General features: G+C 66.6%; 28 protein-coding genes and 1 tRNA gene. 18 read left to right on the forward strand and 11 right to left on the reverse strand.

Annotation, left to right across the window (positions count from 1 at the left end):
- The first annotated feature begins 265 nt into the window (after window positions 1-265).
- The 8 genes from IFJ75_RS19925 (at window position 266) to IFJ75_RS05985 (ending at window position 4,987) form a co-directional block, all read left to right on the forward strand.
- Window positions 266-400: a hypothetical protein gene (locus IFJ75_RS19925; RefSeq protein WP_263973025.1), complete on the forward strand. Its 135-nt coding sequence runs from the start codon at window positions 266-268 to the stop codon at window positions 398-400.
- A 145-nt stretch (window positions 401-545) separates the two neighbouring features.
- The gene (locus IFJ75_RS05955) at window positions 546-1,880 is read left to right on the forward strand and encodes a hemolysin family protein (protein WP_207931701.1); all 1,335 of its coding nucleotides are present in this window, start codon (window positions 546-548) and stop codon (window positions 1,878-1,880) included.
- A gap of 114 nt (window positions 1,881-1,994) precedes the next feature.
- A tRNA-Trp gene (locus tag IFJ75_RS05960) sits at window positions 1,995-2,070 on the forward strand.
- 72 nt (window positions 2,071-2,142) lie between these two features.
- Entirely contained in the window at window positions 2,143-2,445 is a 303-nt protein-coding gene (secE, locus tag IFJ75_RS05965; protein WP_207931702.1) for a preprotein translocase subunit SecE, read from the forward strand.
- A gap of 16 nt (window positions 2,446-2,461) precedes the next feature.
- A complete protein-coding gene (nusG, locus tag IFJ75_RS05970) occupies window positions 2,462-3,040 on the forward strand; it encodes a transcription termination/antitermination protein NusG (protein ID WP_207931703.1) in 579 nt (192 codons plus the stop codon).
- A 185-nt stretch (window positions 3,041-3,225) separates the two neighbouring features.
- Window positions 3,226-3,657: a 50S ribosomal protein L11 gene (gene rplK, locus IFJ75_RS05975; RefSeq protein ID WP_207931704.1), complete on the forward strand. Its 432-nt coding sequence runs from the start codon at window positions 3,226-3,228 to the stop codon at window positions 3,655-3,657.
- 4 nt (window positions 3,658-3,661) lie between these two features.
- Entirely contained in the window at window positions 3,662-4,348 is a 687-nt protein-coding gene (gene rplA, locus IFJ75_RS05980; RefSeq protein WP_207931705.1) for a 50S ribosomal protein L1, read from the forward strand.
- A 138-nt stretch (window positions 4,349-4,486) separates the two neighbouring features.
- Window positions 4,487-4,987 (forward strand): DUF2059 domain-containing protein, encoded by a 501-nt coding sequence (locus IFJ75_RS05985; RefSeq protein WP_207931706.1) that lies wholly within the window; start codon window positions 4,487-4,489, stop codon window positions 4,985-4,987.
- Between the two features lie 64 nt (window positions 4,988-5,051).
- On the opposite strand, the gene IFJ75_RS05990 is transcribed toward IFJ75_RS05985, so the two are convergent.
- Entirely contained in the window at window positions 5,052-5,660 is a 609-nt protein-coding gene (locus IFJ75_RS05990) for an NAD(P)-dependent oxidoreductase (RefSeq protein ID WP_207931707.1), read from the reverse strand.
- Between the two features lie 53 nt (window positions 5,661-5,713).
- Between IFJ75_RS05990 and IFJ75_RS05995 the strand changes: the two genes are divergently transcribed.
- The 4 genes from IFJ75_RS05995 to IFJ75_RS06010 all read left to right on the forward strand — a co-directional run bounded on the left by IFJ75_RS05995 (window position 5,714) and on the right by IFJ75_RS06010 (window position 8,336).
- Window positions 5,714-6,139 (forward strand): winged helix-turn-helix transcriptional regulator, encoded by a 426-nt coding sequence (locus IFJ75_RS05995; protein ID WP_207931708.1) that lies wholly within the window; start codon window positions 5,714-5,716, stop codon window positions 6,137-6,139.
- A gap of 97 nt (window positions 6,140-6,236) precedes the next feature.
- Window positions 6,237-6,884 (forward strand): DUF47 domain-containing protein, encoded by a 648-nt coding sequence (locus tag IFJ75_RS06000; RefSeq protein WP_207931709.1) that lies wholly within the window; start codon window positions 6,237-6,239, stop codon window positions 6,882-6,884.
- A gap of 1 nt (window position 6,885) precedes the next feature.
- Window positions 6,886-7,887, forward strand: coding sequence for an inorganic phosphate transporter (locus IFJ75_RS06005; RefSeq protein ID WP_207931710.1), 1,002 nt, complete (start codon window positions 6,886-6,888; stop codon window positions 7,885-7,887).
- Window positions 7,884-8,336: an NUDIX hydrolase gene (locus IFJ75_RS06010; RefSeq protein ID WP_225897014.1), complete on the forward strand. Its 453-nt coding sequence runs from the start codon at window positions 7,884-7,886 to the stop codon at window positions 8,334-8,336. The genes IFJ75_RS06005 and IFJ75_RS06010 overlap by 4 nt, the downstream gene beginning before the upstream one ends.
- Before the next feature lies 1 nt (window position 8,337).
- Here the strand turns inward: IFJ75_RS06010 and IFJ75_RS06015 are convergent, their stop codons facing one another.
- Window positions 8,338-9,507, reverse strand: a complete 1,170-nt coding sequence (locus tag IFJ75_RS06015) for an aspartyl/asparaginyl beta-hydroxylase domain-containing protein (RefSeq protein WP_225897015.1) — start codon at window positions 9,505-9,507, stop codon at window positions 8,338-8,340.
- Window positions 9,508-9,953: 446 nt separating this feature from the next.
- Here IFJ75_RS06015 and rplJ point away from each other — a divergent pair, with 446 nt between their 5' ends.
- The 3 genes from rplJ to IFJ75_RS06030 all read left to right on the forward strand — a co-directional run bounded on the left by rplJ (window position 9,954) and on the right by IFJ75_RS06030 (window position 11,744).
- Entirely contained in the window at window positions 9,954-10,469 is a 516-nt protein-coding gene (gene rplJ / locus IFJ75_RS06020) for a 50S ribosomal protein L10 (RefSeq protein WP_207931711.1), read from the forward strand.
- A gap of 63 nt (window positions 10,470-10,532) precedes the next feature.
- Window positions 10,533-10,919, forward strand: coding sequence for a 50S ribosomal protein L7/L12 (gene rplL / locus IFJ75_RS06025; protein ID WP_207931712.1), 387 nt, complete (start codon window positions 10,533-10,535; stop codon window positions 10,917-10,919).
- 144 nt (window positions 10,920-11,063) lie between these two features.
- The gene (locus tag IFJ75_RS06030) at window positions 11,064-11,744 is read left to right on the forward strand and encodes a type 1 glutamine amidotransferase domain-containing protein (protein WP_207931713.1); all 681 of its coding nucleotides are present in this window, start codon (window positions 11,064-11,066) and stop codon (window positions 11,742-11,744) included.
- A gap of 36 nt (window positions 11,745-11,780) precedes the next feature.
- Here the strand turns inward: IFJ75_RS06030 and IFJ75_RS06035 are convergent, their stop codons facing one another.
- The 5 genes from IFJ75_RS06035 to IFJ75_RS06055 form a co-directional block, all read right to left on the reverse strand.
- The gene (locus tag IFJ75_RS06035) at window positions 11,781-13,760 is read right to left on the reverse strand and encodes a M61 family metallopeptidase (RefSeq protein WP_207931714.1); all 1,980 of its coding nucleotides are present in this window, start codon (window positions 13,758-13,760) and stop codon (window positions 11,781-11,783) included.
- Between the two features lie 82 nt (window positions 13,761-13,842).
- A complete protein-coding gene (locus IFJ75_RS06040) occupies window positions 13,843-14,259 on the reverse strand; it encodes a hypothetical protein (RefSeq protein WP_207931715.1) in 417 nt (138 codons plus the stop codon).
- Window positions 14,260-14,334: 75 nt separating this feature from the next.
- The gene (locus IFJ75_RS06045; protein WP_207931716.1) at window positions 14,335-15,132 is read right to left on the reverse strand and encodes a DUF4198 domain-containing protein; all 798 of its coding nucleotides are present in this window, start codon (window positions 15,130-15,132) and stop codon (window positions 14,335-14,337) included.
- A gap of 62 nt (window positions 15,133-15,194) precedes the next feature.
- Window positions 15,195-15,455 (reverse strand): DUF2164 domain-containing protein, encoded by a 261-nt coding sequence (locus IFJ75_RS06050; protein ID WP_207931717.1) that lies wholly within the window; start codon window positions 15,453-15,455, stop codon window positions 15,195-15,197.
- Between the two features lie 102 nt (window positions 15,456-15,557).
- Window positions 15,558-17,456 (reverse strand): ABC-F family ATP-binding cassette domain-containing protein, encoded by a 1,899-nt coding sequence (locus IFJ75_RS06055; protein WP_207931718.1) that lies wholly within the window; start codon window positions 17,454-17,456, stop codon window positions 15,558-15,560.
- Window positions 17,457-17,605: 149 nt separating this feature from the next.
- On the opposite strand from IFJ75_RS06055, the gene ndk reads away from it, so the two are divergent.
- Both ndk and IFJ75_RS06065 read left to right on the forward strand, forming a co-directional pair.
- Complete coding sequence (ndk, locus tag IFJ75_RS06060) at window positions 17,606-18,025, forward strand: nucleoside-diphosphate kinase (RefSeq protein WP_207931719.1); 420 nt, start codon at window positions 17,606-17,608, stop codon at window positions 18,023-18,025.
- A gap of 150 nt (window positions 18,026-18,175) precedes the next feature.
- The gene (locus IFJ75_RS06065) at window positions 18,176-18,385 is read left to right on the forward strand and encodes a hypothetical protein (protein WP_207931720.1); all 210 of its coding nucleotides are present in this window, start codon (window positions 18,176-18,178) and stop codon (window positions 18,383-18,385) included.
- An 86-nt stretch (window positions 18,386-18,471) separates the two neighbouring features.
- Here the strand turns inward: IFJ75_RS06065 and IFJ75_RS06070 are convergent, their stop codons facing one another.
- From IFJ75_RS06070 to purM, 4 genes are all read right to left on the reverse strand, one after another.
- On the reverse strand, window positions 18,472-20,514 hold the full coding sequence (locus tag IFJ75_RS06070; RefSeq protein ID WP_207931721.1) for a M13 family metallopeptidase: 2,043 nt from the start codon (window positions 20,512-20,514) through the stop codon (window positions 18,472-18,474).
- A gap of 83 nt (window positions 20,515-20,597) precedes the next feature.
- The gene (gene purN, locus IFJ75_RS06075; protein WP_207931722.1) at window positions 20,598-21,209 is read right to left on the reverse strand and encodes a phosphoribosylglycinamide formyltransferase; all 612 of its coding nucleotides are present in this window, start codon (window positions 21,207-21,209) and stop codon (window positions 20,598-20,600) included.
- Window positions 21,209-22,600: a M20/M25/M40 family metallo-hydrolase gene (locus IFJ75_RS06080; protein WP_207931723.1), complete on the reverse strand. Its 1,392-nt coding sequence runs from the start codon at window positions 22,598-22,600 to the stop codon at window positions 21,209-21,211. Before IFJ75_RS06080 ends, purN begins: the two co-directional genes overlap by 1 nt.
- A gap of 137 nt (window positions 22,601-22,737) precedes the next feature.
- A complete protein-coding gene (gene purM / locus IFJ75_RS06085) occupies window positions 22,738-23,769 on the reverse strand; it encodes a phosphoribosylformylglycinamidine cyclo-ligase (protein ID WP_207931724.1) in 1,032 nt (343 codons plus the stop codon).
- A gap of 77 nt (window positions 23,770-23,846) precedes the next feature.
- Between purM and rnd the strand changes: the two genes are divergently transcribed.
- On the forward strand, window positions 23,847-24,995 hold the full coding sequence (rnd, locus tag IFJ75_RS06090) for a ribonuclease D (RefSeq protein ID WP_207931725.1): 1,149 nt from the start codon (window positions 23,847-23,849) through the stop codon (window positions 24,993-24,995).
- Window positions 24,996-25,098: the final 103 nt, after the last annotated feature.

Raw genomic sequence — 25,098 nt, forward strand, 5'->3', positions numbered from 1 at the left:
GCAGCAGCCAAGGCCGGGATCCAGATCCAGGCACCGTGAGAGCCGTTCAGATGCTGATCGTGCGCCCCTCTGATCACCGCATGTGAATCTGGATCCCGGCATTCGCCGGGATGAGCGGTGAGGGGTGTTCTCCCCGTGGCAGAGGGAAGTCGCTTCATGGGGGATAAGCAGGGTTAAGCCACAGCTGTCCCGGGGCGGGACCTTGCGCGGGCCCGGGGCTTGCAGGCATGTGCGCTTATCGGACGTTAATGTTTTGGTAAGCATCATGCGGCGCGCGCTTCATATCGGCCTGTTCATCGGCACCCTGATCGGAATGTGCGCCTGTGCGACCGTGCAAGGCGCCGACACCGGCCGGACGGGCGCCTATGGCGGCGTCGAAGTCGGCCGCACGGGCGGCTGAACCGGCCTGATCCGGCCCCAGTGCTGGACAGGGCAGGGCGCTCCTGGTCGTCCGCACAAGGAAATCGTGGCGGAAACGGCCGACTTCGGCTAGGAACGAACAGCGGACGCCGACTGTCGCGCCGCGCTGGTTCTCCTCCCTCTAGATGTTACTCATCGCCATTGTCGTCGTTCTGCTCCTCGTGGTGCTCAACGGCCTGTTCGCCATGACCGAACTCGCGGTCGTCTCCTCGCGCCGATCCAAGCTTCAAAGCCGGGCCGAGAAGGGGGACAAGGGGGCGCGGGCGGCCCTGAGGCTGGCGGAAGATCCAACCCATTTCCTGTCGGCCGTCCAGGTCGGAATCACCCTGATCGGGATTCTGGCGGGCGCCTACGGTCAGGCCGCCATCGCCGGCGAACTCGACAAGATTCTGGAGACCACCTTCCCGGCGCTGATCGCCTATACCGAGATCTTCTCGACCGCGATCGTCGTCGTATTCATCACCTATGTCTCGGTGATCGTGGGTGAGCTGGTGCCCAAGCGTCTGGCGCTGATCTTCCCCGAGGCCATCGCCTCGAAGATGGCGGCCCCGGTCTCCGGCCTGGCGATCGTGCTGAAGCCCTTCGTGGTGGTGCTGACGGCCTCGACCTCCGGCATCCTGAAGATCATGGGCGTCAAGGACCGCGACGGTTCCGACGTCACCCAGGAGGAGGTCGAGACCATGATCGCCGAGGGCACCTCGGCGGGTCTGATCGAGCCTGAGGAACAGGTGATGATCGAGGAAATCCTGCGCCTCGGCGACCGTCCGGTGCGGGTGGCGATGACGCCGCGCACCGACGTCTACTGGATCGCCATCGACGACGATCCGGCCGTGCTGCGCGAAGAGATTCGCGTCTGCCCTTATTCGCGCATCGTGGTCGCCCGGGACGGCGACCTGGATCACCCCATCGGCGTGGTTCACAAGAAGGACCTGCTGGACAGCCTGCTGACGACCGGGGAGATGGCCCTGGGCGACCATGTCGCCGAGCCGGCCTTCATCCCGCAGTCGACCTCGGTGCTCAAGGCGCTGGAGATCCTGAAGGGCACCCACGTCCACATGGCCTTCATCGTCGATGAATACGGCGCCTTCGAAGGCGTGGTGACCGCGACCGACATCCTGGAAATGATCGCCGGCGACTTCAACGAAGGCCATGACGACGACCATTCGTTCGTGGTCGAGCGCGCCGACGGCAGCTGGCTGGTGGACGGTCGCACCGATCTGGACGAGCTGTGCGACCTGCTGGGCGAGGATTTCGGCGAAAACGAAAGCTTCCACACCGTCGCCGGCTTGGTGCTGCACCAGCTGTCGCGCGTGCCCGACGAGGGTGAGGTGCTGCAGCTGGGCCGATTCGAGGTCGAGGTCGTCGATATGGACGATCGCCGCATCGACAAGCTGATCTTCAGGCAGGTCGTGAACGCCGAAGACGAGAAGAAGGCGGTCGCGGAACACTACGAGGGCTGATCCGGTCCGAATAAGGCGGATTGTCCTTGAAAACGCTCTACCGGTGGGGCATACGCCGCGGTCTGGCGAAGGCAAGCGCCGCCGGGGAAACCCACGGCGCCCTGTCTTTCATAGAGGAGCTTAGCTCAGCTGGTAGAGCACCGGTCTCCAAAACCGGGGGTCGTGGGTTCGAATCCCCCAGCTCCTGCCATTTCCCCCCTGTCGCCGCCGGATGGGCCTCCCCATCTGGTGCGACAGGGTAAAACGTTTGAAGAGACCATTGATGGCCAAGTCCCCCGGCAAGCCTACACGCCCCGGCTTCCGTCCCGGCAAGGCGCCGGTTGCTGCGGGCGCTCCGGCGACCGTGACGATCGATTCTGCGGCTCCGAAAAAGAAGACCTCGCTGCCGCAGTTCGCCAGCCAGGTTCGCGCCGAGGCCCGCAAGATCGTCTGGCCCAGCCGCAAGGAGACCTGGATCACCTCGGTGATGGTCTTCATCATGGTTCTCGTCGCCACGCTGTTCTTCTGGATCGTGGACTCCGGCCTGACGTTCCTGTCGCAGGTCATCCTCGCCATTGGCCAATAATCAAGGAGCAGCGCATATGACCGATGCAGCGCCCGATACCAAGCCCGCCAACCCGCGGCACAAGTGGTACATCATCCACGCCTATTCGAACTTCGAGAAGAAGGTCGCCCAGCACATCCGCGACCAGGCCAAACAGCGCGGCCTGGAGGACAATTTCTCCGAGATCCTGGTTCCGACCGAGGACGTCATCGAGATCCGTCGCGGCCGCAAGGTGAACTCGGAACGCAAATTCTTCCCCGGCTACGTTCTGGCGAAGATGGAGATGACCGACGACGCCTACCACCTGGTCAAGGACACCCCGAAGGTCACGGGCTTCCTGGGCGCCGCGGGCGGCACCAAGCCCCTGCCGGTCACCGAGCGTGAGGTCCAGGCCATCATCGGCGCCGTGGAAGAGGGCGTCGAGCGTCCGAAGCCCACCATCCGCTTCGACATCGGCGAGACCGTCAAGGTCATCGACGGCCCGTTCGCCAGCTTCGACGGCCAGGTCGAGAGCGTCGACGAAGACGCCGCCCGCCTGCGCGTCGCCGTGTCGATCTTCGGCCGCCCGACCCCGGTGGATCTGGAATACAATCAAGTCGAGAAGACCGCGGCTTAAGCCCCAGTCCGACTTCCGGATTTGCGGCGGCGGCTCCTCGGGGCCGCCGTTTGCATTTGGGCCCCGTGTTTGCTACACGCGCGCCTCCCTTGCGTAGCGGGGGACAAATCCGTGGGAGGCAGCCATGCCAGACCACGGCTCACCGGCTCCGGATCATGTTCCGGGGTCATTCACAGGAGAGACCAATGGCCAAGAAGATCCTCGGCTATATCAAACTGCAGGTGCCGGCCGGTTCGGCCACGCCTTCGCCCCCGATCGGCCCGGCTCTGGGTCAACGCGGCGTGAACATCATGGGCTTCGTCAAGGAGTTCAACGCGCGCACCGAGAAGGAAGTGAAGGGCACCCCCCTGCCGACCGTGATCACGGTCTATCAGGACAAGTCGTTCACCTTCGTCACCAAGACCCCGCCCGCGACCCACTACATCAAGCAGGCCGCCGGCATCACCTCGGCGTCGAAGCTGCCGGGCCGTGAAGTGGCCGGCAAGATCAAGCGCAGCCAGCTGCGTGAGATCGCCGAAAAGAAGATGAAGGATCTGAACGCGAACGACCTGGACGCCGCGACGAAGATCATCGAAGGCTCGGCTCGCGCCATGGGCCTCAACGTGGTGGAGGGCTAAGCACATGGCCAAGCAAACCAAGGCTCAAAAAGCCCGCACCGGCGACACCCTGACCCTGATGCCGTTCTCGGACGCCATCAAGCTGGTCAAGGACAACGCCAAGGCCAAGTTCGACGAGTCGATCGAAATCGCCGTCAACCTGGGCGTCGACCCGCGTCACGCCGACCAGCAGGTCCGTGGCGTCGTCAACCTGCCGTCGGGCACCGGCCGTGACGTCCGCGTCGCCGTCTTCGCCAAGGACGCCAAGGCTGACGAAGCCCGCGCCGCCGGCGCTGAGTACGTCGGCGCCGAGGATCTGTACGAGCAGATCAACGGCGGCCTGATGGACTTCGATCGTGTCATCGCCTCGCCCGACATGATGGCCCTCGTCGGCCGTCTGGGTAAGGTGCTGGGCCCGCGCGGCCTGATGCCGAACCCCAAGGTCGGCACCGTCACCCCGAACGTCGCCCAGGCCGTCAAGGACGCCAAGGGCGGCGCCGTCGAGTTCCGCGTCGAGAAGGCCGGTATCGCTCACGGCGGCATCGGCAAGGTCTCCTTCACCCAGGAAGCCCTCGAAGCCAACGTGAAGGCCTATGTGGACGCCCTGAACCGCGCCAAGCCGGCCGGCGCCAAGGGCACCTACGTCAAGCGCATCACCCTGTCCTCGACGATGGGCCCGGGCTTCAAGGTCGATCCGGCCTCGCTGGCCTAAATCGATCGAAGCGATGAGTTGAAGAGGGCGGCGACCGCAGGGTCGCCGCCCTTTTTTCTGTCCGTATGGCCAAGCTGCCCTTGCGTCGTCGCATGCAACCGGAGACTGTCACGGCATTCTCTCAGTGCGGACATGGTCATGCGTTATTTTCTGGCGGCTCTCGCGGCCCTGTTTCTCTTCCAGGCGACGGCGGCTTCGGCCCAGGACGCGGATTCGGCGCGGCGCGGTGAACTGGCCCGGCGTCTGGTGACGATCTCCCAGGGCGGCAACATGTCCAAGATGGTCGAGAAGCAGGTCGCGACCGAACTGGAAGAGCTGACGGATCTGGAGGACGACGAGGCGGCCTGGATGCGTGAGAACATGCCGCGGATGGCCGTGCGTATGGCGGAAGACATCCTGCGGCAGATGACGGACGTCTATGCCGAGACCTTCACCGTGGAAGAACTCCAGGCCCAGGTCGAGTTCTACGAATCCCCGATGGGGCGCCAGATCGCGGGCAAGTCCTTCGATCTTGGGGTCGCCTCGGGTGAAGTCATTTTGCGGGCCCAGGAGACGTTCGTGGAGGGGCTGATGGCGAAATATTGCCGCGAGTTCGATTGCGGGACGGCGACACCGACGCGAGGCGCGGCCAAACCCTGAGGTCGCGCGGCGAACCTGGATGACGGCGGCGGAGAGCGATCTCCGCCGCCGTTTTCGTTTGGGTTCAGTAGGCGGCGGTGAAGCGCGCCTTCGGGTGGCGGTGCTGCTCGACCTCATCGGCCATGGCGATGGCGTAGTCGGCGAAGCTGATGCGGCTCTCGCCCTTGTCGTCGGTCACCAACTGATCGGTCCCGAGGCGGAAGCGGCCGAGACGCGGGCCTTCCTCGATGACGGCGGCGGGGGAGAAGAAGGTCCAGTCGATATCCTTCTCCGTCTTCAGGGCGTCGAGGAAGGTGATGCCGCCCTGGGCGAAGACCTTCCATTCCTCGGGGAACTCGGGCGTGTCGATCAGGCGGACGCCGGGCGCGACCTCCAGGCTGGCGGCGCCGCCGGTGACCAGCAGGCGAGGGACCCCGGCCGTCTTCAGGGCCGAGAGCAGGGTGGCGGCGGGAACGTCGAAATGCAGGGCGCTGACCACGGCGTCCGACCCCTTTATCAACTCGGCAAGGGCGGTGGCGTCGGAGGCGTCGCCCTGCACGGGCGTGACGCCGTCAGCGGCGGGGATGGCCTCGGGCTTGCGGGCGATGGCCGTGACCGAATGGCCGCGCGAGGCGAGCTCCTTCGTGATTTCCGATCCGGCGCGACCGCTGGCGCCGAGGACTGCGATCTTCATGGATTGAACTCCGTGGTTTCCAATAGTGACCAAGTGAGATATGGAGATCGACCATGCAAGAAGGCACCGAAACCTCATCTGGTCACCCGCAGGAAACCCGCCCGAAAGCGGAACTGGCGTGGGACGTCTATGCGAAGAGCTGCCCGACCCGGGTCCTGCTGGACCGGATCGCCGACAAATGGACCGTGTTGCTGCTGACGACGCTCAAGGGCGGACCGATGCGGTTCAACGCCCTGAAACGGCGGGTCGAGGGGGTTTCGCAGAAGATGCTGAGCCAGACCCTGCGCCAGCTCGAGCGCGACGGCCTGGTCAGCCGCTCGGTGGAGGCCACGGTGCCGATTTCGGTCACCTATGCGATTACCCCCCTGGGTCAGACCCTGGTGGCGGCCCTGCAGCCGATGGTCGACTGGGCCGAGAGCCGGATGCCGGACGTGGTCGAGGCCCAGGTCGCATTTGACCGGCGCGCCTCGCTGACGTGAAAGCTTCGCAACAAGGCGGCTTGACCTGCGGCGGGTGATGCCGTCTTGAGGCGAAAGGTCACAGGGTCGCCGAACGGGGCGACCGGAGGATGATGCGATGCTCGGCTGGTTTCAGGCGCTGCTGCCCAAGGAAGACAATTTCTTCCGTCTGTTCGACGCCCATGCCGCCACCCTGACCAAGGGCGCGGACGCCATGCGTCACATGCTGGATGGCGGCGGGGCGGTTCCGGACTGGTGCGCGAAGATCGTCGAGCATGAGAACGAGGCGGACGACGTGGCACGCGAGGTCCTGTTCGCCGTGCGCCGCAGCTTCATCACCCCCTTCGACCGGTCCGATATCCGCGGCCTGACCAACTCGCTGGATGACGCCATCGACCAGATGCAGAAGACCGCGAAATGCGTGACCCTGTATGATCTGAGGGACTTCGCGCCGCAGATGCGCGACCTGGGCGACATCGCGGTGCGTTGTGCGGCCCTGACGGTCGAGGCGGTGGCCCTGCTGCCGAACATGAGCAAGAACCGGGACCGGTTGAACGCCCTGACCGAGCAGTTGGCGAACCTGGAGAGCGAAAGCGACGTCCTCTACGATCAGGGCATGAAGGCCCTGTATCTGGAGCAGAAGGGGGCCGGCAGCGCGCTGGACTTCATCATCGGCGCCGAGGTCTATGACCATCTGGAGAAGGTGATCGACCGGTTCGAAGATGTGGCGACGCGCATCAGCGGCATCCTCGTCGAGCACCTGTAAGGTGGATCACGCCCTTCTGATCCTGGTCTTTCTGATCGGCGTCGCCCTGCTGTTCGACTTTCTGAACGGCCTGCATGACGCGGCGAACTCGATCGCGACCATCGTGGCGACGCGGGTGTTGCCGCCCGTCTTCGCCGTGGGCTGGGCCGCCTTCTTCAACTTCATCGCCTTCCTGTTCTTCGGCCTGCACGTGGCCTCGACGATCGGCAAGGGGATCATCGATCCGCACATCGTCTCGGATCAGGTCATCTTCGGCGCCCTGATGGGCGCTATTACCTGGAACGTGGTGACCTGGATGGCGGGGATTCCGTCGTCGAGTTCGCACGCCCTCGTCGGCGGCCTGTTGGGCGCGGGCGTGGCCAAGGCCGGGTTGGGCGCGGTCGTCCTGACGGGCACGCTGAAGACCGTAGCGGCCATCTTCCTGTCGCCGGCCATCGGCTTCGCCCTGGCCCTGCTGCTGGTCTTCATCGTGTCGTGGGCCTTCGTGAAGGCCAATCCCGCGTTCGCCGACAAGGCCTTCCGATCGCTACAGTTCATCTCCGCCTCGGCCTATTCGCTGGGGCACGGCGGCAATGACGCCCAGAAGACCATGGGCATCATCGCCATCCTGTTGCTCTCGCGGGCCCCGGCCGGTACCGAGTTCCACGTCCCGATGTGGGTCGTGCTGACCTGTCAGTCGGCCATCGCCCTGGGCACGCTGTTCGGCGGCTGGAAGATCGTTCACACCATGGGGTCGAAGATCACGCGGCTTTCGCCCCAGCAGGGCTTCTGCGCCGAGACGGGCGGGGCCATCACCCTGTTCCTCGCCACGGGTCTGGGGATCCCGGTTTCGACCACCCACACCATCACCGGCGCGATCGTCGGCGTGGGCGCCGCCCGCCGGGTCTCGGCCGTGCGCTGGGGCGTGGCCCGCAGCATCGTCACCGCCTGGTTCATCACGATGCCGGCCGCCGCCGCAGTGGGCGGGATCTTCTACTACGTCGGCGGGCTTTTCCTGACGTGACCGGCAAGGCGGTCAAAAGGTCCGCCCGATCCGAAACACGACAGGTCGCCGCCCTGCCGTGGCGCATCGGCGCGAGCGGCCGCGAAGTCCTGATGATCACCTCGCGCGAGACGCGCCGCTGGGTCATCCCCAAGGGCGGGCGCATGGCCGGCAAGACCGATCCCCAGGCCGCCGCCGTCGAGGCGATGGAGGAGGCGGGGGTGCAGGGGGAGATCGCCCAGACCGCCATCGGCGCCTTTCGTTACGCCAAACGCCTGCGTGGCGGCGATGTCCGCAACTGCGTGGTCGCGGTCTATCCGCTGAAGGTCCTGATCCAGCTGGGCGCCTGGCCGGAGGCGGCCGAGCGGGAGCGGCGCTGGATGTCGCTGGAAGATGCCGCGAATGCGGTCATGGAGCCGGACCTGGCCGAGATGATCCGCGGCTTCGCGGGCGTCGCGCTCGACGACTGATCTAGTTGGCCATGAAGCGCCGCTGGGCCTTCATCATGGCGGTGATCAGGGCCTTCTCGCTCTCGGCCAGATAGGGGTTCCAGACGTCGAAAATGAGGATGACCCGCAGCGCGTCGGCGTCGTTCCAGGCCTCGTGCTCAATGGTGTCGTCGAAGACCCAGGCCTGACCCATCTTCCAGTCCCGGGTGGTGTTGCCGACGCGGAAGCGCGCCGGGCCGGGCAGGATCAGCGGCAGATGGCACAGCAGCCGGACATTGGCCGATCCCGTGTGCGGCGGGATATGGGTGTGCGGCTGCAGGGCCGAGAAGACGGCGGTCGGGGCGAAGTCGTCCTGATGCGCCATCGGCAGGCGGTCCAGCAGGGCGGCGGTCCCGGGACAGCGGTCGCAGATATCGTCCTGCTTCGCTCCGTCCTTCCACAGGAACAGGGAGGACCATTTCAGGGAGTGGTTCAGCTCTCCCCACTGGTTCACCGGCGCCTCGGGCGGGTACTGGATATAGGGGGCGAACCGGTCGAGCTCGGTCTCGACCAGGGCGGTCAGTTCGTCCTGGATCATCTGCGTCGCCCCCTCCAGCTCTCCCAGCCAGGGGAAGAGGGTGCGGTCATAGAAGGGGATGGCGGGCAGGCGGGGGTAGTTGAGCAGGATCGGCTCCTGCTTCGGCGCGGACTTGAGGCCGGCGTAGATCTCCAGCCCCTCGTCGAACCGGTCCAGGGTCTCGGGATCGACGGCGCCGCGCAGGCCGGCGACCTCGGCCAGCATATGGTCGCGCAGGGCCTGGGCGTGGGTTCTGACGAACTCCGAGGCGTAGTCGAGCTGTTTGAGGACGGCCGGCGGGCAGCGGTCGCGCGGCGGTGCGATCTTGAGCGCGTTGCGATAGACCTCGGCCGCCGCCTTGCCGCGGCCGATCTTCTCCAGCAGGGCGCCCTTGGCCAGCAGGGCGACGAAATCATAGGGCTCCATCGACAGGGCGCGGTCGATCAGGGCCAGTGAGCCGACGAAATCCCCTTGAAGCCGCAGGGCCACCGAGCGGTTCAGGACGCCGTTGTGAGTGGGGCCGATGGCGTCGGCCTGGTCCAGCAGGCGAATGGCTCCGGGGGCGTCGAGCCGGGCCAGGGCCTCGCCGGCCTGACGCAGCAAATCGGCCTGTCGGCTCCCCAGATCTCCGGCCATCCCCAGCGCCCCCGCACTCGTGACAAAACTCTACAGTCCTATGACGTCGCGCTGCCGCCACCGCCTTATCGTTTGGATGCGGATTGTTTCGCGAATATTTCAGGTGAGGCGCCGGCCCAGTTCGTGTGCGAGGGCGGTTGATCTTTCACCGCATCGCCTGTAAGAGCGCCGCTTCTCCGTCGAGACCTCTGGTTTCGGCGGTCCTGTCCGAGAACTTCGGGGCGTGGGGGCCACCCATGCCGTAACTGTCAGAGAGCCCTCTGACGCCGTGGGGAGATGGGGACGCGAAATCTGGATTGCTGTCGGCCCGCCTGTCGGGATGACGGCCTCAGTCGCATCCTTCGGACAACAAGACCGGCCACAACGTCTCGCAGCGATGCGGAACGCTTTGGCCAAACGTCGTCCGGGAATAAGCCCGGGCGGCAACACCAAGACTGGAGACCGCAATGGACCGCGCACAAAAGGCCGAGTCGATCGAAACGCTGAAAGGCGTTTTCGCTGACGCCGGCGCCGTGGTCGTGACCCACAACCTGGGTCTGACCGTTGCGGAAATGGAAGACCTGCGTGGCAAGCTGCGCACTGCCGGCGGCGCGTTCAAGGTGGTCAAGAACCGCCTGGCGCTGAAGGCCCTGAACGTCGAGGAAGGCTCCGCCTACCACGGCCTGTTCAAGGGTCCGGTGGGCATCGCCTACGCCCCCGACGCCGTCACCGCCGCCAAGGTCACCGCCGATTACGCCAAGGGCAACGACAAGTTCGTCGTCCTGGGTGGTTTCATGGGCGAGACCGTTCTGGACGCCAACGGCGTTTCGACCCTGTCGAAGCTGCCGTCGCTGGATCAGATCCGCGCTTCGCTGCTCGGCCTGCTCAACGCTCCCGCGACCAAGGTCGCCGGCGTCGTGCAAGCTCCGGCTGCCCAACTGGCCCGCGTGTTCAACGCGTACGCCACCAAGGACGCCGCGTAAGCGACCCCGCTTCCATCTCTGCAAAAATCCAAACCAACCCAATCCTCCGAAGGAAATACTGAAATGGCCGACCTGTCCAAGATCGTCGAAGACCTGTCCTCGCTGACCGTCCTCGAAGCCGCCGAACTGTCCAAGCTGCTGGAAGAAAAGTGGGGCGTCTCCGCCGCCGCTCCGGTCGCCATGGCCATGCCCGCCGGTGGTGGCGCCGCCGCCCCCGCCGAAGCTGCTGAAGAGCAAACCGAGTTCACCGTCGTCCTGCTGGACGGTGGCGACAAGAAGATCAACGTCATCAAGGAAGTCCGTGGCGTGCGTTCGGACCTCGGTCTGAAGGAAGCCAAGGACCTGGTCGAAGCTGCTCCGGCCAACGTCGTCGAGAACGTCTCCAAGCAGACCGCCGACGAAATCAAGAAGAAGCTGGAAGAAGCCGGCGCCAAGATCCAGATCAAGTAAGATCGGACTTTGGTCCCTCCTTCGGGAGGGCTCAGACTTCAGCGGGCCCGGCGAGCAATCGCCGGGCCCGTTTGCGTTTGCGCGGGTGGCGTCAGGCGGGGCGGGTCACCATCTGTCGCCTCCAAGACAAGAAGGATGCCCTCCATGAAGATTCTGATGGTTCTGACCTCGCACGACGAACTCGGTGACACCGGAAAGAAGACCGGCTTCTGGCTGGAGGAGTTCGCGGCGCCCTATTACGCGCTCAAGGACGCCGGGGCGGAGATCGTGCTGGCCTCACCCAGGGGCGGTCAGCCGCCGCTCGATCCGAAGAGCGACGATGCGGACGCCCAGACGGACGATACGCGCCGCTTCAAGGCTGACGCCGAGGCCCAGGAGGCTCTGGCCCATACGGTGACCCTGGCCAGTGTCGAGGCCGCCGACTTCGACGCCGTCTTCTATCCGGGCGGGCATGGTCCGCTCTGGGATCTGGCCGAGGATGCAAAATCGATCGCCCTGATCGAGGCTTTCGTCGGGGCCGACAAGCCGGTCGCCGCCGTCTGTCACGCGCCGGGCGTGTTCAAGAACGTCAAGGCCGCGAACGGCGAGCCGCTGGTGAAGGGACGCGCCGTCGCGGGCTTCACCAACTCCGAGGAGGAGGCCGTGGGCCTGACCGAGGTGGTGCCGTTCCTGGTCGAGGACATGCTGAAGGCCAATGGCGGTCTTTACGCCAAGGGCCCGGACTGGGCGTCCTTCGTTCAGGTCGACGGCCAGCTGATCACGGGGCAGAACCCGGCCTCTTCACACGAGGCGGCAGAGGCGCTGCTGACGGCGCTCAAGGCCTAGCGAGCGGCGGCCCCGGGGAGACCCGGGGCCGTTGTTCTATCGCCTTCTGGGGGCCCAGATGTCGGCCAGGCGGTCGGGGGCGCCCTCGGTCCGCGCCAGACGCGGATAGCGCAGGCCCTCGTGGTAGTCGAAGCTGACGGTGCGGTAGCGGCTGCCGTTCTTGAGCAGCAGGACGATGGGGTCGGTGGAGGTCTTTGCGGCCGTCACGGCGTCGCGCAGCACCTCGGGCGTCGCCGCGACCTCATTGACCGCGATCAGGTCCCAGCCGGCGCCCAGGGGCGCGTTGAAGGCCGGGCTGCCCCAGCGGATGTTGGACAGGCGGTTGGTCGGCCCCGACAGGGTGAAGCCCAGCGAATACTGGAAATCAGTCGCCCAGCCGGACATGACCTTCTTCTCCAGCGCCGTCAGGGTGTCCGTGTAGGTCAGGAAATAGCCGGCGCGGGTGATGCCGTCGGTCGGGGCCCTGGCGTCCGGCCCGACCGCGTCCAGACGGCCGCGCAGGAAGGTCGCCCAGTCGTGGGCATAGACGCCGTTCAGGGCCGCGACGACCTCTTCGAACGTATAGCCGCGCGGGGTGTAGCGGCCGTCCTCGACGCCGAAGAAGGCCCTGGCGAAGTCGTCGAGCGACTTCCTGTTGTCGGTGCCCTCGCGGATCAGGGTGTCGGCGTCCAGCCACATCAGCTGGCTCTCTCGGTAATAGTCGCCGGTGCCGCGCATCCAGGACGTCCACTGGCCGGGCACGCGATAGCCCAGCAGGTTGTGGTTGTCGGTGTCTTGGAGCGCGCGCCACTCGCGGCCGGGCTGGTTCTCGTAGAAGGCGGCGACCCCGGCCAGCAGGATCTTCTCTTCCTCGACGGTGTGGATGCCCGAGCGGGCGGCGAGGACGTGGCCCCAGTACTCGGTTTGGCCCTCATAGACCCACAGCAGGGTGTTCTGGGTCGGGACATTGTAGTTGGCGGTCAGCTCGTCGGCCGGCCGCATGAATTTGCCGTTCCAGGAGTGCGTGAACTCGTGCGGGATGGTGGCCCGGCCGCCGGCGTTCTTGTCCCATTCGGTGAAGAAGCCCGGGCCGCCGGTGTTCTCGGACGAGCGGTGATGCTCCAGCCCGATGCCGCCCAGCTGGTCCGACAGGGCCATCAGGACGTCGTAGTGGTCGAAGTGGCGTGCGCCGAACAGCCGGTCGGCCTGGGTGACCATGTTCTGGTAGAGGCCGATCTGCTCGTCGGTGATGGCCAGGTTGGCGGCCTTGTCGGCGACGATCTCCATATGGACGGCGTCGCCGGTCGGATCGATGTCGACGCGGCGATGGTTGGCGCCCGCATACATGGGGCTGTCGACCAGGGTGTAGAGGTCGGTCGGCTTGAACGTCGCAAGGCCGTTCTCGAAGCTCTCGGTCTCCAGCGCCGTGCCATAGCCCCAGCCGGCGGGCAGCTGGATCGAGGGGGCGAAGGTGATCCGGCGCGAATAGTGGCCCGCCGGATAGAGCAGGGCCTTCTCCCACTGCATGTTCACGATCGACGGCGTCATGGTCACGCGCCAGTTGGCGTTGTCCGGCTGGGTCAGCCACTGGAAGCTGACCTCGATCTCGGTGACGCCCTCGGGGATGTCGAGGTGGAAGGCATAGGGCTGGATCGTGTCGCGCAGCCATTCGATGCGCTTGCCCCCGCCGGTGACGGTGACGCCAGAGATCAGCTGGATGGGGCCGGTCGCGGCGTGGTTGCCCGGCAGATACTCCGGATAGAGCAGGGTCAGGGGGCCGGCGGCGACGGGGATGGTCTCCGTCACATTGACGATCTTGCGCTCCAGATCGGTGACGTCGGCCTTGTAGCGGATCACGCCGGGGTAGGGTGTATCGACCGGCGCCGGGATCGCGGGCTGGGCGCGGGGCAGGGCCAGCGGCGCCTGGCTGGCGTCAGCGATGATGGGGGTTCCGGTTGTCGGAAAGGTCTGGCTGAGCGCGGGAGCCGCGGCAAGGGTCAGGGCGGCGGCGCAGGCGGACAGGAGCAGACGCGACATAGGCAGGGATTCTCGGAACAGCCGGGGGAGGCGAACCCTCGACCGCCCCCGCCGTCCCGTCAAGACAAGCGTCCGGTCAGCGTCAGTGGGACGCGGCGGCGACCGGCGTCAGGGTCAGCTTCAGACCGTCGGTCATGGCGCCCGACGCGTCCTCGCGACCGGTCTCGAAACGAGCCGTTTCGCCGCGCTGGATCAGAAGACGCGGCTCCTGCGGCTGGTCGTCGGCGTGGCTGATGTTGGCGTAGAGGGCCAGGACCGTGTCGTCGCCGTCGCCCTGGACCGGGCTCAGCTCGGCGTTGACCTCGTAGCGCTGATCGCCGTCGGAGATCGAGATCTCCGCCGTGCCGTCCTCGACGATCAGGGTGCGGGCGGCGACCACCTCGACCCCATCGCGAACCACCGACAGGTTCAGGGCGTAGCGTTCCGGAGGTTCGGCGGCGAAGGCCAGAGCGGGAAGGGCGGCGAGAAAGGCCGCGAGGGGGATGATCCGGAACGCCATGACGCCTCCTTGAAGTTGGGAGGTCAGCGTTCGGCGATTCTCTTGATCAGGCGAGAACGCGCTCACCTGGCCGGATCAGCCGCCTTGTGCCGCGAAGGTCAGGCTGTGGCTGTAGCTGCGGAAGCGGACGCCGGAGTCTGCGGGGGCCTCGGCGCGGTAGCGGACCAGGGTCATGTATGCGCCGGGGTCACCGACGCGGACCGTGACCTTGCCCTCGGCGTCGCTGGTCAGCTCGGCCTCGACCTTCTTGCCGTCGTAGAGGCCGGCCTCGCGATAGACGACCAGCGGCGTGTTCGCCAGCGGCTTGCCGTCGAACAGGATGCGCAGCGGCACGTCCTCGCCGGCGACGATGTCGCCCGGCTGGACGTCCGGCACGACCTCGAGCCCGTGACCCGAGGGCGCAATGGCGGCGGCCTTGGGCTGGCCCTTCGTCACATAGACGTCGGCGGTGGTGATGCTCTGGACCGGCACGATCTCGGCGCCGGCGGGGGCGGGGCCGTCCTCCTCGCCGACCATCTTCCAGCTGCCGTCGGCGGCCTTGTACATCTGGCCCATACGGCCGGTGCGCGGGCCGGAGGAGATGCGGTAGGTGCCGTCCACGGGCGTCGCGGCCTCGAACACGGCCAGATCGCGCAGATAGGTAACGGCGGTGATCGGGGTGTCGCCATTCGGCCCGACGACGTGCCAGGCGTCGGACCGCATCACCACCTCGGCGGCGAAGACATCCTCGGTGAAACTGGCCTCGACGGTCACGTGATCGCGCCCGGTGGCGTCCATGACATTCGGCCGGACATAGGGGACGTGGGCGAAGGCCTGACCGGCGGTGAGGGCGATGAGGAAGCTGGTGAGGGCGGCGTTGCGCAGGGTCCGCATGGGGTGTCTCCGGTTCGGAAACGGCATTGCCTTAGATGCGAACGATTTGCAATGACGAAGCTCTAGCGCCCGCCGGTCTTCTGCTCCAGGCCGTAGATCTGGTCGGCGACGTCCTCGGCCTTCGCCGTGAATACCGCCTGGGCGTCACGGAGACCGCGGTTGTAGAAGAAGGCGCCGACCTCGCGGCCGAAGAAGGCGATCAGCATCTCGGCGGGCAGGGCGCCCAGTTCCTGATCAAGCTCGGTCTCGAAATACGCCTGCACCCGCCGAACCATGTCTCGCATCTCTTCCTTAGAGAATTCTATGGGTTCGGCGGGTTTCATGATCTGATGCTTTCGGTGTTCATCGGCGAAGTCGTGTCGCCCCCTCCGTCGCGTCGCCAAGCGGCGACGCGCCACCTCCCCATGCTGCGCACGGGGAGGAGATCAGGAGACTTCAGCCAGGGCTTCCTCGGCGGCGACCCAGGCGGCTTCGGCGGCGTCGAGATCGGACTGGGTCTTCGCCCGCGCGCGGGACAGGCCTTCCAGAGCCTTGGGATTGTTGACCGAGGCATTGGCCATGTCGTCGTCGATGCGGGCGATCTCGGCGGTCAGCTGGCTCATCCGCTCCTCGGCCTTCTTCACAGCGTGGCGCAGGGTCGAGGGTGAAGGGCCTGATTTCTTGTTATTTCCCTTGTTTCCGCCGGCATTGACCTGCGGCGCCGCAGCGGCGGCGGCCGCCTCTTCCTTCTTGATCTGGCTGGGCTTGGCGATCGCCGCCCTGGCGCGGTCAAGGACGAATTTGGCATAGTCGTCCATGTCGCCCTCGAAGGGCTTCACCGTGCCGTCGGCGGCCAGCCACAGCCGGTCGGCGACCATCTCCATCAGCGAGCGGTCGTGGGTGATCAGGATGACGGCGCCGTTGTAGTCATTGAGCGCGTCCAGGAGGGCGCGACGGCTGTCGATGTCCAGGTGGTTGGTCGGTTCGTCGAGGATCAGGACGTGGGGCGCGTCCATGGCGACCATGTTGAGCAGCAGGCGTGCGCGCTCACCGCCGGACAGGCTGTCGACGGTGGTTTCCTGCTTCTCGAACCCGAGGCCGAACTGGGCGAGGCGCGAACGGCGGCTCGATTCCGAGGCATCCGGCATGGCCCGGCGGATGATTTCGAGCGGGGTGTCGGTCGGGTCCATGGCCTCGATCTGGTGCTGGTGGAACCAACCGACCTTCATCTTGCGGTCGCGGTGCAGTTCGCCCTCCGACACGTTCAGGGCGCCCGCGATCATCTTGGCGAAGGTCGACTTGCCGGCGCCGTTGACGCCCAGCAGGCCGATGCGGTCGTCCAGATCCATGCGCAGGTTGAGGTTCTTCAGGATCGACTTGCCGGCCTCATAGCCGACGTTGGCGCGCTCCAGCCGGATCAGCGGCGGGGCCAGCGGACGCGGCGGCGAGGGCAGGGTGAAGGGGGCGACCCGCTCCTCGATGGTGGTGGCCACCGGCTGCATCTTCTCCAGCCGCTTCATACGCGACTGGGCCTGGGCGGCTTTCGACGCCTTGGCCTTGAAGCGGTCGACGAAGGCCTGGAGGTGAGCGCGCTCGGCGTCCTGCTTGGCCTTGGCCGAGAGCTGCAGACGGGCCTTCTCGGCGCGGGCCTTTTCGAACTGGTCGTAGTTGCCCGTGTAGAGGGTCAGATTGTGGTTCGCGAGGTGCAGGATGTGGGTGCAGACCTCGTTCAGCATCTCGCGGTCGTGGGAGATGATCAGGGCGGTGTGCGGATACTTCTTCAGCCGCGCCTCGAGCCACAGGGCGCCTTCGAGGTCGAGGTAGTTGGTCGGTTCGTCGAGCAGCAGCATGTCCGGCTCGGCGAACAGGGCGGCGGCCAGGGCGACGCGCATGCGCCAGCCGCCCGAGAATTCGGACATCGGCCGCTGCTGGTTTTCCTGATCGAAGCCGAGGCCGACGAGGATTTCGGCGGCGCGGGCCGGGGCGGCGTCGGCGTCGATCTCGATCAGCCGGGCCCAGATCTCGCCCATCTCCTCGGGCTCGGCGGTCTCCAGACGACCCAGCAGGGTGTGACGTTCGACGTCGGCCTCGAGGATGGTGTCGATGACGCTGACCGGGGTCGCAGGGTGCTCCTGATCGACCGAGCCGATCCGCGCGGTCCTGGGCAGGCTGATCTCGTCGCCGTTGCCGGCCAGTTCGCCGAGGATCAGCTTGAACAGGGTCGACTTGCCGATGCCGTTGCGGCCCACGAGGCCGACCTTGGAGCCCGGCGGCAGGCTGACGGAGGCGTCGACGAGGAATTTGCGGCCCCAGGCGCTGAACGTCAGGTCGGTGATCTGGAGCATGGTTCGGACGGACTTGAGCTGGGCATCCCCGGACACACGCGAACGGCCCTTTTCGGGGAGGGGGCCGGAAGCGGCAGGGACGCCTTGGAAATGACTGAGGGCGCGTCTATAAGCCCGCGACCCGAAACTCCCAAACAAGAAGTCTCACCATGACCGAACGCACCTTCTCGATCATCAAGCCCGACGCGACCCGCCGCAACCTGACCGGCGCCGTCAACGCCGTGATCGAAGGCGCCGGCCTGCGCATCGTCGCGCAACGCCGCATCAAGCTGACCGAGGCCCAGGCCAAGAAATTCTACGAAGTCCACGCCGAACGCCCGTTCTACGGCGAGCTGGTGTCGCAAATGACCGCCGAGCCGGTCGTCGTTCAGGTGCTGGAAGGCCCGAACGCCGTCGCCGCCTACCGTGAAGTCATGGGCGCGACCAACCCGGAACAGGCCGCCGAAGGCACCATCCGCAAGCAATTCGCCCTGTCGATCGGCGAGAACTCGGTCCACGGTTCGGACTCGCTGGAAAACGCCGGCATCGAAATCGCCCAGTTCTTCACCGACGACCAGATCGTCGGCTAAATCAGGATCTTACGTCGCTCATGCAGTGAGCCGCCGCGCGGCGAACGATAGCGACACCTGACATTGCGACCCTCGTCCGGGGAACCGGGCGGGGGTCGTTTCGTTTGTTCTCCACACGTCGTTCCCCCGAGACGTTCAGGAGATTTAACAATGAAGACCCTTCTCAAACTCACCCCCGTCGTCGCTGTCGTCGGCCTGCTGGCCGCCTGTGGTTCGACCATGGAACAACGCGCCGCCACGGGCGCCCTGGGCGGCGCCGTCGCCGGTCAGGTTCTGGGCGGCAACACCACCGCCACCGTGGGTGGCGCCGTCGCCGGCGCGGCCGTGGGCGCGGCCACCACGCCCCGTCGCCCCAACTAAATCAGGCGTACGCATGGAAGCGGCCCCGGGAAGGATCCCGGGGCCGCTTTTTTGTTGGGCTATCGGCCGGTAGGCCTGTTTGAGCCTTACCAGATCACCGCCCGGTCGGCCGGGGCGATGTACTTCTCGTCGCCGGGCTTGACCCCGAAGGCGTCATACCAAGCCTGGATGTTGCGGATCGGCACGGTGGCGCGGACTTCGGCGGGCGAGTGGGGGTCGGTCGCCAGTTGCTGCTGCAGGGCGGCCTCGCGGGCCTTCTCGCGCCAGACCTGGGCCCAGCCGAGGAACAGGCGCTGGTCGCCGGTCAAGCCGTTGATCACCGGTGCGGGCTTGCCGTTCAGCGACAGGTGATAGGCGTCGAGCGCCATCAGCAGGCCGCCGAAATCGGCGATGTTTTCACCCATGGTCAGGTCGCCGTTCACATGCATGCCCGGGAGGGGGAAGGTGGCGTCGTATTCGGCGCCGAAAATCCTGGCCTGGGCCTCGAACTTGGCGGCGTCCTCGGCGGTCCACCAGTCCCGCAGCACGCCGTCGCCATCGACCTTGCGGCCCTGGTCGTCGAAGCCGTGGGTGATCTCATGGCCGATGACCGCGCCGATGCCGCCGTAGTTGACGGCCATGTCGGCGTTCGGATCGAAGAAGGGCGCTTGGAGGATGGCGGCCGGGAAGACGATCTCGTTGCGCGGCGGGTTGTAGTAGGCGTTCAGGGTCTGAGGCGTCATGCCCCATTCCCTGGGGTTCACCGGCTTGGTCGTGTTGGACAGCTGGAAGGCCCATTCGAAGGCGGCGGCGCGCTCGGTGTTGCCGAACAGGTCGTCCTTGCGGATTTCCAGCCCGTCATAGCTGCGCCATTCGTCGGGATAGCCGACCTTCACCCCGAAGTGGGCGATCTTGTAGAGCGCCTGCTCCTTGGTTTCGGGGCTCATCCAGTCCAGTCGCTTGAGACGCTCGGTCATGGCGGCCAGCAGGTTCTGGACCAGGGCCTCCATCGCCGTCTTGGACGAGGCGGGGAAATGCAGGCGGACGTATTCCTTGCCGAGCGCCTCGCCGAGCGAGCCGTTGACGGTGCGGACTGCGCGGTTCCAGCGCGGACGGTTCTGGGCCACGCCGTTCAGGACCGTGCCGTGGAAGGCGAAGCTGGCGTCGACGAAGTCCTGCGACAGCACGCCCGCGGCCTGATCGGTGAAGTGGAAGGCGGCATAGGCCTTGAGGGTGTCGAGGTCGGTCGCGCCGAAGATGGCGGCGATTTCGGGCAGGGCCGTCTTCTCATTGACCACGGTGTGGGCTGCGGCCGGCAGGTTCGCCGCCTCCGCCCAGGCCGCCCAGTCGAAGCCGGGCGCATAGGCGGCGACTTCGGACAGGGTCATGGGGTTGTAGATCTTGTCCATCTGACGGGACTCGACCTTGGTCCAGGACTTCTCGGCGACCTTGGTCTCGAAGGCGACGATGTTCGCGGCGGCTTGCTCGGGGTTGGCCCAGCCGATCTTGCCCAGCATCTGGGCGACATAGGCCTGATAGGCGGTCTTCTTCTCGGCGAAGGAGGCTTCCAGATAATAGTCGCGGTCAGGCAGGCCGAGGCCGTCCTGGGCGATATAGGCGCTGTTGGTGTTCGGGTCCTTCAGGTCCTCGAAAACCTGAAGGGCGAACAGGCTCTTGCCCGCGCCGCCGAAGCTCTTGCCCATGATGCGGGCGATGTCGGTGCGGTCGTGGGCGGCGCGGATGACAGCCAGGCCGGCGTCCAGCGGTTTGGCGCCGAGGGCGTTGACGCGGGCCTCGTCCATATAGCTGGCGTAGAAGTCGCCGATGCGCTGGGCTTCAGGCGAGCTCTCGGGATGGGCGGCGCTGTTCTCGATGATCGCCTTCAGCTGTTCCTGGCTTTGATCATAGATCACGTCCCAGGGGCTCCACGACGGACGGTCGGCCGGGATGGTGGTGGCGTCGAGCCAGCCGCCCGAGGCGTAGCGGTTGAAGTCGTTCCCGGGCTTGACCGAGGTGTCCATCGTCGCCGGATCGAAGCCCCAGGTCCCGATGACGGCGTGGCCGGCCGTCGGGGCCGTCTGGGCGAAGGCGGGCGCGGACAGGGTCAGGGCGAGGGCCGCCGTGGCCAGGAGTGAAGCGTGTCGTTTCATGGGAGCCCCATTTGGAAATCTGGGGCGGAGACTGGTCCCGGCGAGACGTTTTGTCGCGGCGGAATCGCCAGCATTACAAAAATCTAATGTCGCTCAGCCTGTTGCAGATCGCGGCAGAAGTCGGCGAGCACCCGCGGATAAAGCTGATGCTCCGCGACATGGACGCGTTCGGCGAGACTGTGGGGCGTGTCGCCCGCGACGATCGGCACCCGGGCCTGACCGAGGATGGGGCCCTCGTCGACGCCGTCGGTGACGATGTGCAGGGTGCAGCCCGCCTCTGCGTCGCCGGCCTCGATCGCCCGGGCGTGGGTGTCGAGCCCCGGATAGAGGGGCAGGAGCGACGGGTGGACGTTCAGCATCCGCCCCGCCCAGCGCGCCACCAGCCAGGGCGTCAGGATGCGCATATAGCCGGCCAGGGCCACGACCTTGACGCCCTCGGCCATGAGGACGGCGTTGACGACGCGTTCGTGGGCCTCGCGGTCCTTGCCGAAGTCGCGGTGATCGACGACGTCGGTCGAAATCCCCTTGGCCTGGGCGACATGGAGACCGCCCGCGTCCGGCTTGTTGGAGACGACCAGGGCGATCTCATAGGGGCAGTCTTCGGCGCGTGAGGCGTCGATCAGGGCCGCCATGTTCGACCCGGCGCCGGAGATCAGTATCCCGACCTTCACCCGGCCGTTCGGAGCGTCAGGCATCAGGACGCAGGCGCCGCCGGGGGCGTTTCGGAGACGAAGGCGCCGGCCGGACCTGGGAAGACCACCGGGCTCTCATAGCCATCGGCCGAGACCGCCGAGACGCCGAAGAAATAATCGTCGATCGGGATGTCCTTGAGCACCAGTTCGCTCGCCGAACCAGCCCAGCGGCTGTTGGTCCATTGCGGGGCGGTGGTGGTGCGCCACCAGACACGATAGCCAGCCGCGCCCGGGACGGCGGTCCATTTGACCGTGGTGTCGGGCGAGACATTGCCGGAGATGGCGACGCCGGTCGGGACGGTCGGGGCCTTGGCCAGGGCGGCCATGGTCACGATGTTCAGCCGCGCCACCTGACCCAGATATGCGAAGTCGACGCCGTCGATGGTGTCGCCATAGACGATGCCGTTCTCGGTGCGCAGGTCCTGGTGCTGGTGGTTATAATTCTCCGCGCCCTCGGTGATGCGGACGGCGGGGAAGCCGGCCTTGAGCATCTCGACCTGATCGCCGCCACGTCCGAAGCGGTCGGTGCGATAGATCATCTCGACATCGAAATTGGTCAGGTAGCGGTCGGCGATCGAGTCCACGAACCGGGCGAGGTTGCGCGAGGAGCTGTCCAGCTCGCCGCCGTTGTAGCGACGGGTGGCGGCCTGTTCCGGCGTCTCGACCGTCTTGGTGCCTTCGGAGAAGACACGGATCCGCGTGGTGTCGCGCACGCCGGACATCCCCTGGGAGTTGCCGACGATGTCGTTGTTCAGATTGGCCTCGACGGTCCAGCCCTGCGCCTTGGCGTAGTCGGCCAGGATCTTGCCGCCCAGCAGCCCCTGTTCCTCGCCGGACAGGACGGCATAGACGAGGGTCGCCTCGAACTTCTGCTTCGACAGGACCCGGGCGGCTTCCAGCACGGCGGCGACGCCCGAGGCGTCGTCATTGGCGCCGGGAGCGTCGGCGGTGAAGTTCATGACGTCGGTGACGCGGCTGTCGATATGGCCGGAGATGACGATGACGCGGTTCGGATCGCCGGTCCCGCGCTGGATGGCCAGGACGTCAACGACCTCGGTGGGCGTCGGCACGCGGCGGCCGGTGACGGTGTCGGCGGGCAGGGCGATCTCGAGGCAGCCGCCGCAGTCGGCGCTCATCGCCCGGAACTGGCGCTCGGTCCAGCGGCGAGCCGCGCCGATGCCGCGCGTCTCGGAGACGGTGTCTGAAAGGGTGTGTCTCGTGCCGAAGCCGACCAGGCTGGTGATGTCGGCGCGCATCCGCTCGGGCTGGATCTGACCCGCGATCTCATGCAGCAGCGGCTGTTCGACCGCGACTGAGGTCTGGGCGTGGGATGTCGCGGGCAAGGCGGCCAGCAAGGCGGCGAGGGCGGGAGCGGTAAGAGAAGCAATTCGCATCAGCGCCATCCTTAGATCCGTCATCCTCGGGCTTGTCCCGAGGACCCATGTGTCCACCGCGCGGCTCTCGCCGGAGCGGTCCGAGTCTGCCCAGCCATAGGTCCTCGGGACAAGCCCGAGGATGACGGGGTTTGTCTTTAGACCAGTTGGCCGCAGACGAAGGCCGTCTCTCCGGCCTCCAGCAGGCCTTCCAGCACCGTCTCGACGTTCTCCGGCGCGACGATGAGGATGAAGCCGACGCCGCAGTTGAAGGTGCGGCGCAGTTCGTGGTCGGAGACGCCGCCGACCTCGCCCAGCCACTGGAAGACGGGCGGCACGGGCCAGGCGTCCCAGTCGAACTCGGCGCTCAGGCCCTCGGCGATGCAGCGCGGCGGGTTCTCGATCAGGCCGCCGCCGGTGATGTGGGCCGCGCCCTTGACCAGACCGGCCTTCATCAGCGGCAGGACCGGCTTGATGTAGATCTTGGTAGGCTCCATCAGGGCCTGGGCCAGGGACCGGTCCCTGGCGAAGGGGGCGTCGTCGCCCCACGACAGGCCGGACTTCTCGACCACCTTGCGGATCAGGGAATAGCCGTTGGAGTGCGGGCCGGACGAGGCCAGGCCGATGATGACGTCGCCGGCGTTCTGGCGGTCCAGATAAGGCAGGGCGTGGCCGCGCTCGACGGCGCCGAGCGAGAAACCGGCGAGATCGTAGTCGCCGCCGGCGTACATGCCCGGCATTTCGGCCGTCTCGCCGCCGACGAGGGCGCAGCCGGCCTGGCGGCAGCCCTCGGCGATGCCGGCGACCACGCGGCGGGCGGCGTCGATCTCGAGCTTGCCGGTGGCGTAGTAGTCGAGGAACAGCAGGGGCTCGGCGCCCTGGGCCAGAAGGTCGTTGACGCACATGGCGACCAGATCGACGCCGACGCCGTCATGACGGCCGGTTTCGATGGCGATCTTCAGCTTGGTGCCGACGCCGTCGGTGGTGGCGACGATCAGCGGATCCTCGAATCCGGCGGCCTTGAGGTCGAACAGGGCGCCGAATCCCCCCAGCGAAGCCTCGGCTCCGGGGCGGCGAGTCGACTTCGCCAGAGGCTTGATGGCGTCCACCAGCTGTTCGCCGGCGTCGATATCCACGCCCGCATCGGCGTAGGTCAGGCCGTTTTTCAGCGTTTCGGGGCTGTCGGTCATGGATCGGGGCCTGAATCAGTGCGGAAATGTGTTGCGGCTCTTGCCACAAAGGCGTCGCGCGGGGCTATAGCATCCGAATGACGCCAATCACCACCAATGACGCGCTGGTTGCTTTCTGTGAGGCCGTTGCGCAGGCTCCGTTCATCGCCGTGGACACCGAGTTCATGCGCGAGACCACCTATTGGCCCAAGCTGTGCCTGATCCAGGCTGCGACCCCGACGCATGAGGCGATCATCGATCCGCTGGCGGACGGTCTGGATCTGGAGCCCTTCCTGGACATCCTGCGCGACCCGGCCGTGATCAAGGTCTTCCACGCCGCGCGTCAGGACACCGAGATCTTCGTCAAACTGGGCGCCATGCCCAAGCCGATGTTCGACACCCAGGTCGCGGCCATGGCCGCCGGGTTCGGCGATCAGGTCAGCTACGACTCGCTCGTGCGCCAGATGCTGAAGGTCGATCTCGACAAGGGCAGCCGCTTCACCGACTGGGCTCGCCGCCCGCTGTCGGACGCCCAACTGACCTACGCCATCGGCGATGTGACCCACCTCGCGGCCCTCTATCCCAAGCTGCGCGACCGGCTGTCCCGGGAGGGCCGTCTGGACTGGGTGACGTCGGAGATGGAGGATCTGGTCGATCCCGCCCTCTATGACACCACGCCCGACAACGCCTGGAAGCGTCTGCGGCCCAAGAAGTACGCGGCCAAATACCTCGCGGCCTTCAAGGCGACGGCGGTGTGGCGCGAGACGGCGGCGCAGGAGCGCGACCAGCCGCGCGGCCGCATCCTCAAGGACGAGGCCATCGACGAGATCGCCACCCAGGCGCCGACCGACGTCGAGGCCTTCAACCGCCTGCGCTCGGTGCCCAAGGGTTTCGGCGGCTCGCGGTTGGGGCTGGAACTGATCGAGGAGCTGAAGCGGGTCATGGCCGACCCCGAGGCCCATGCGCCCAAGCTGGATCGTCCGTCGCACAACCAGCCGGCCCCGCCGTCGGTGGTCGAGCTGCTCAAGGTGCTGCTCAAGGCCAAGAGCGACAACGCCGGCGTGGCTTCCAAGCTGATCGCCACGGTCGCCGATCTGGAGAAGATCGCCTTGTCGGACACCGCCGAGGTCGAGGCCCTGCACGGCTGGCGGCGTCAGCTGTTCGGCGAGGACGCGCTCAAGCTCAAGCGCGGCGAGATCGCCCTGGTCCTGAACGGCCCGCGGGTCGAGGTCGTCGAGATCGAGTAGTTCTGACGTCTCCTCCCCGTCGCGCAGCGATGGGGAGGTGGCTCCGAGCGCTTGCGAGGAGACGGAGGGGGCGACACCGTGCCGGCCGCCGAGTTCCTCACCT

The sequence above is a fragment of the Brevundimonas goettingensis genome (genome assembly GCF_017487405.1).
GTDB classification, from domain to species: Bacteria; Pseudomonadota; Alphaproteobacteria; order Caulobacterales; family Caulobacteraceae; genus Brevundimonas; species Brevundimonas goettingensis.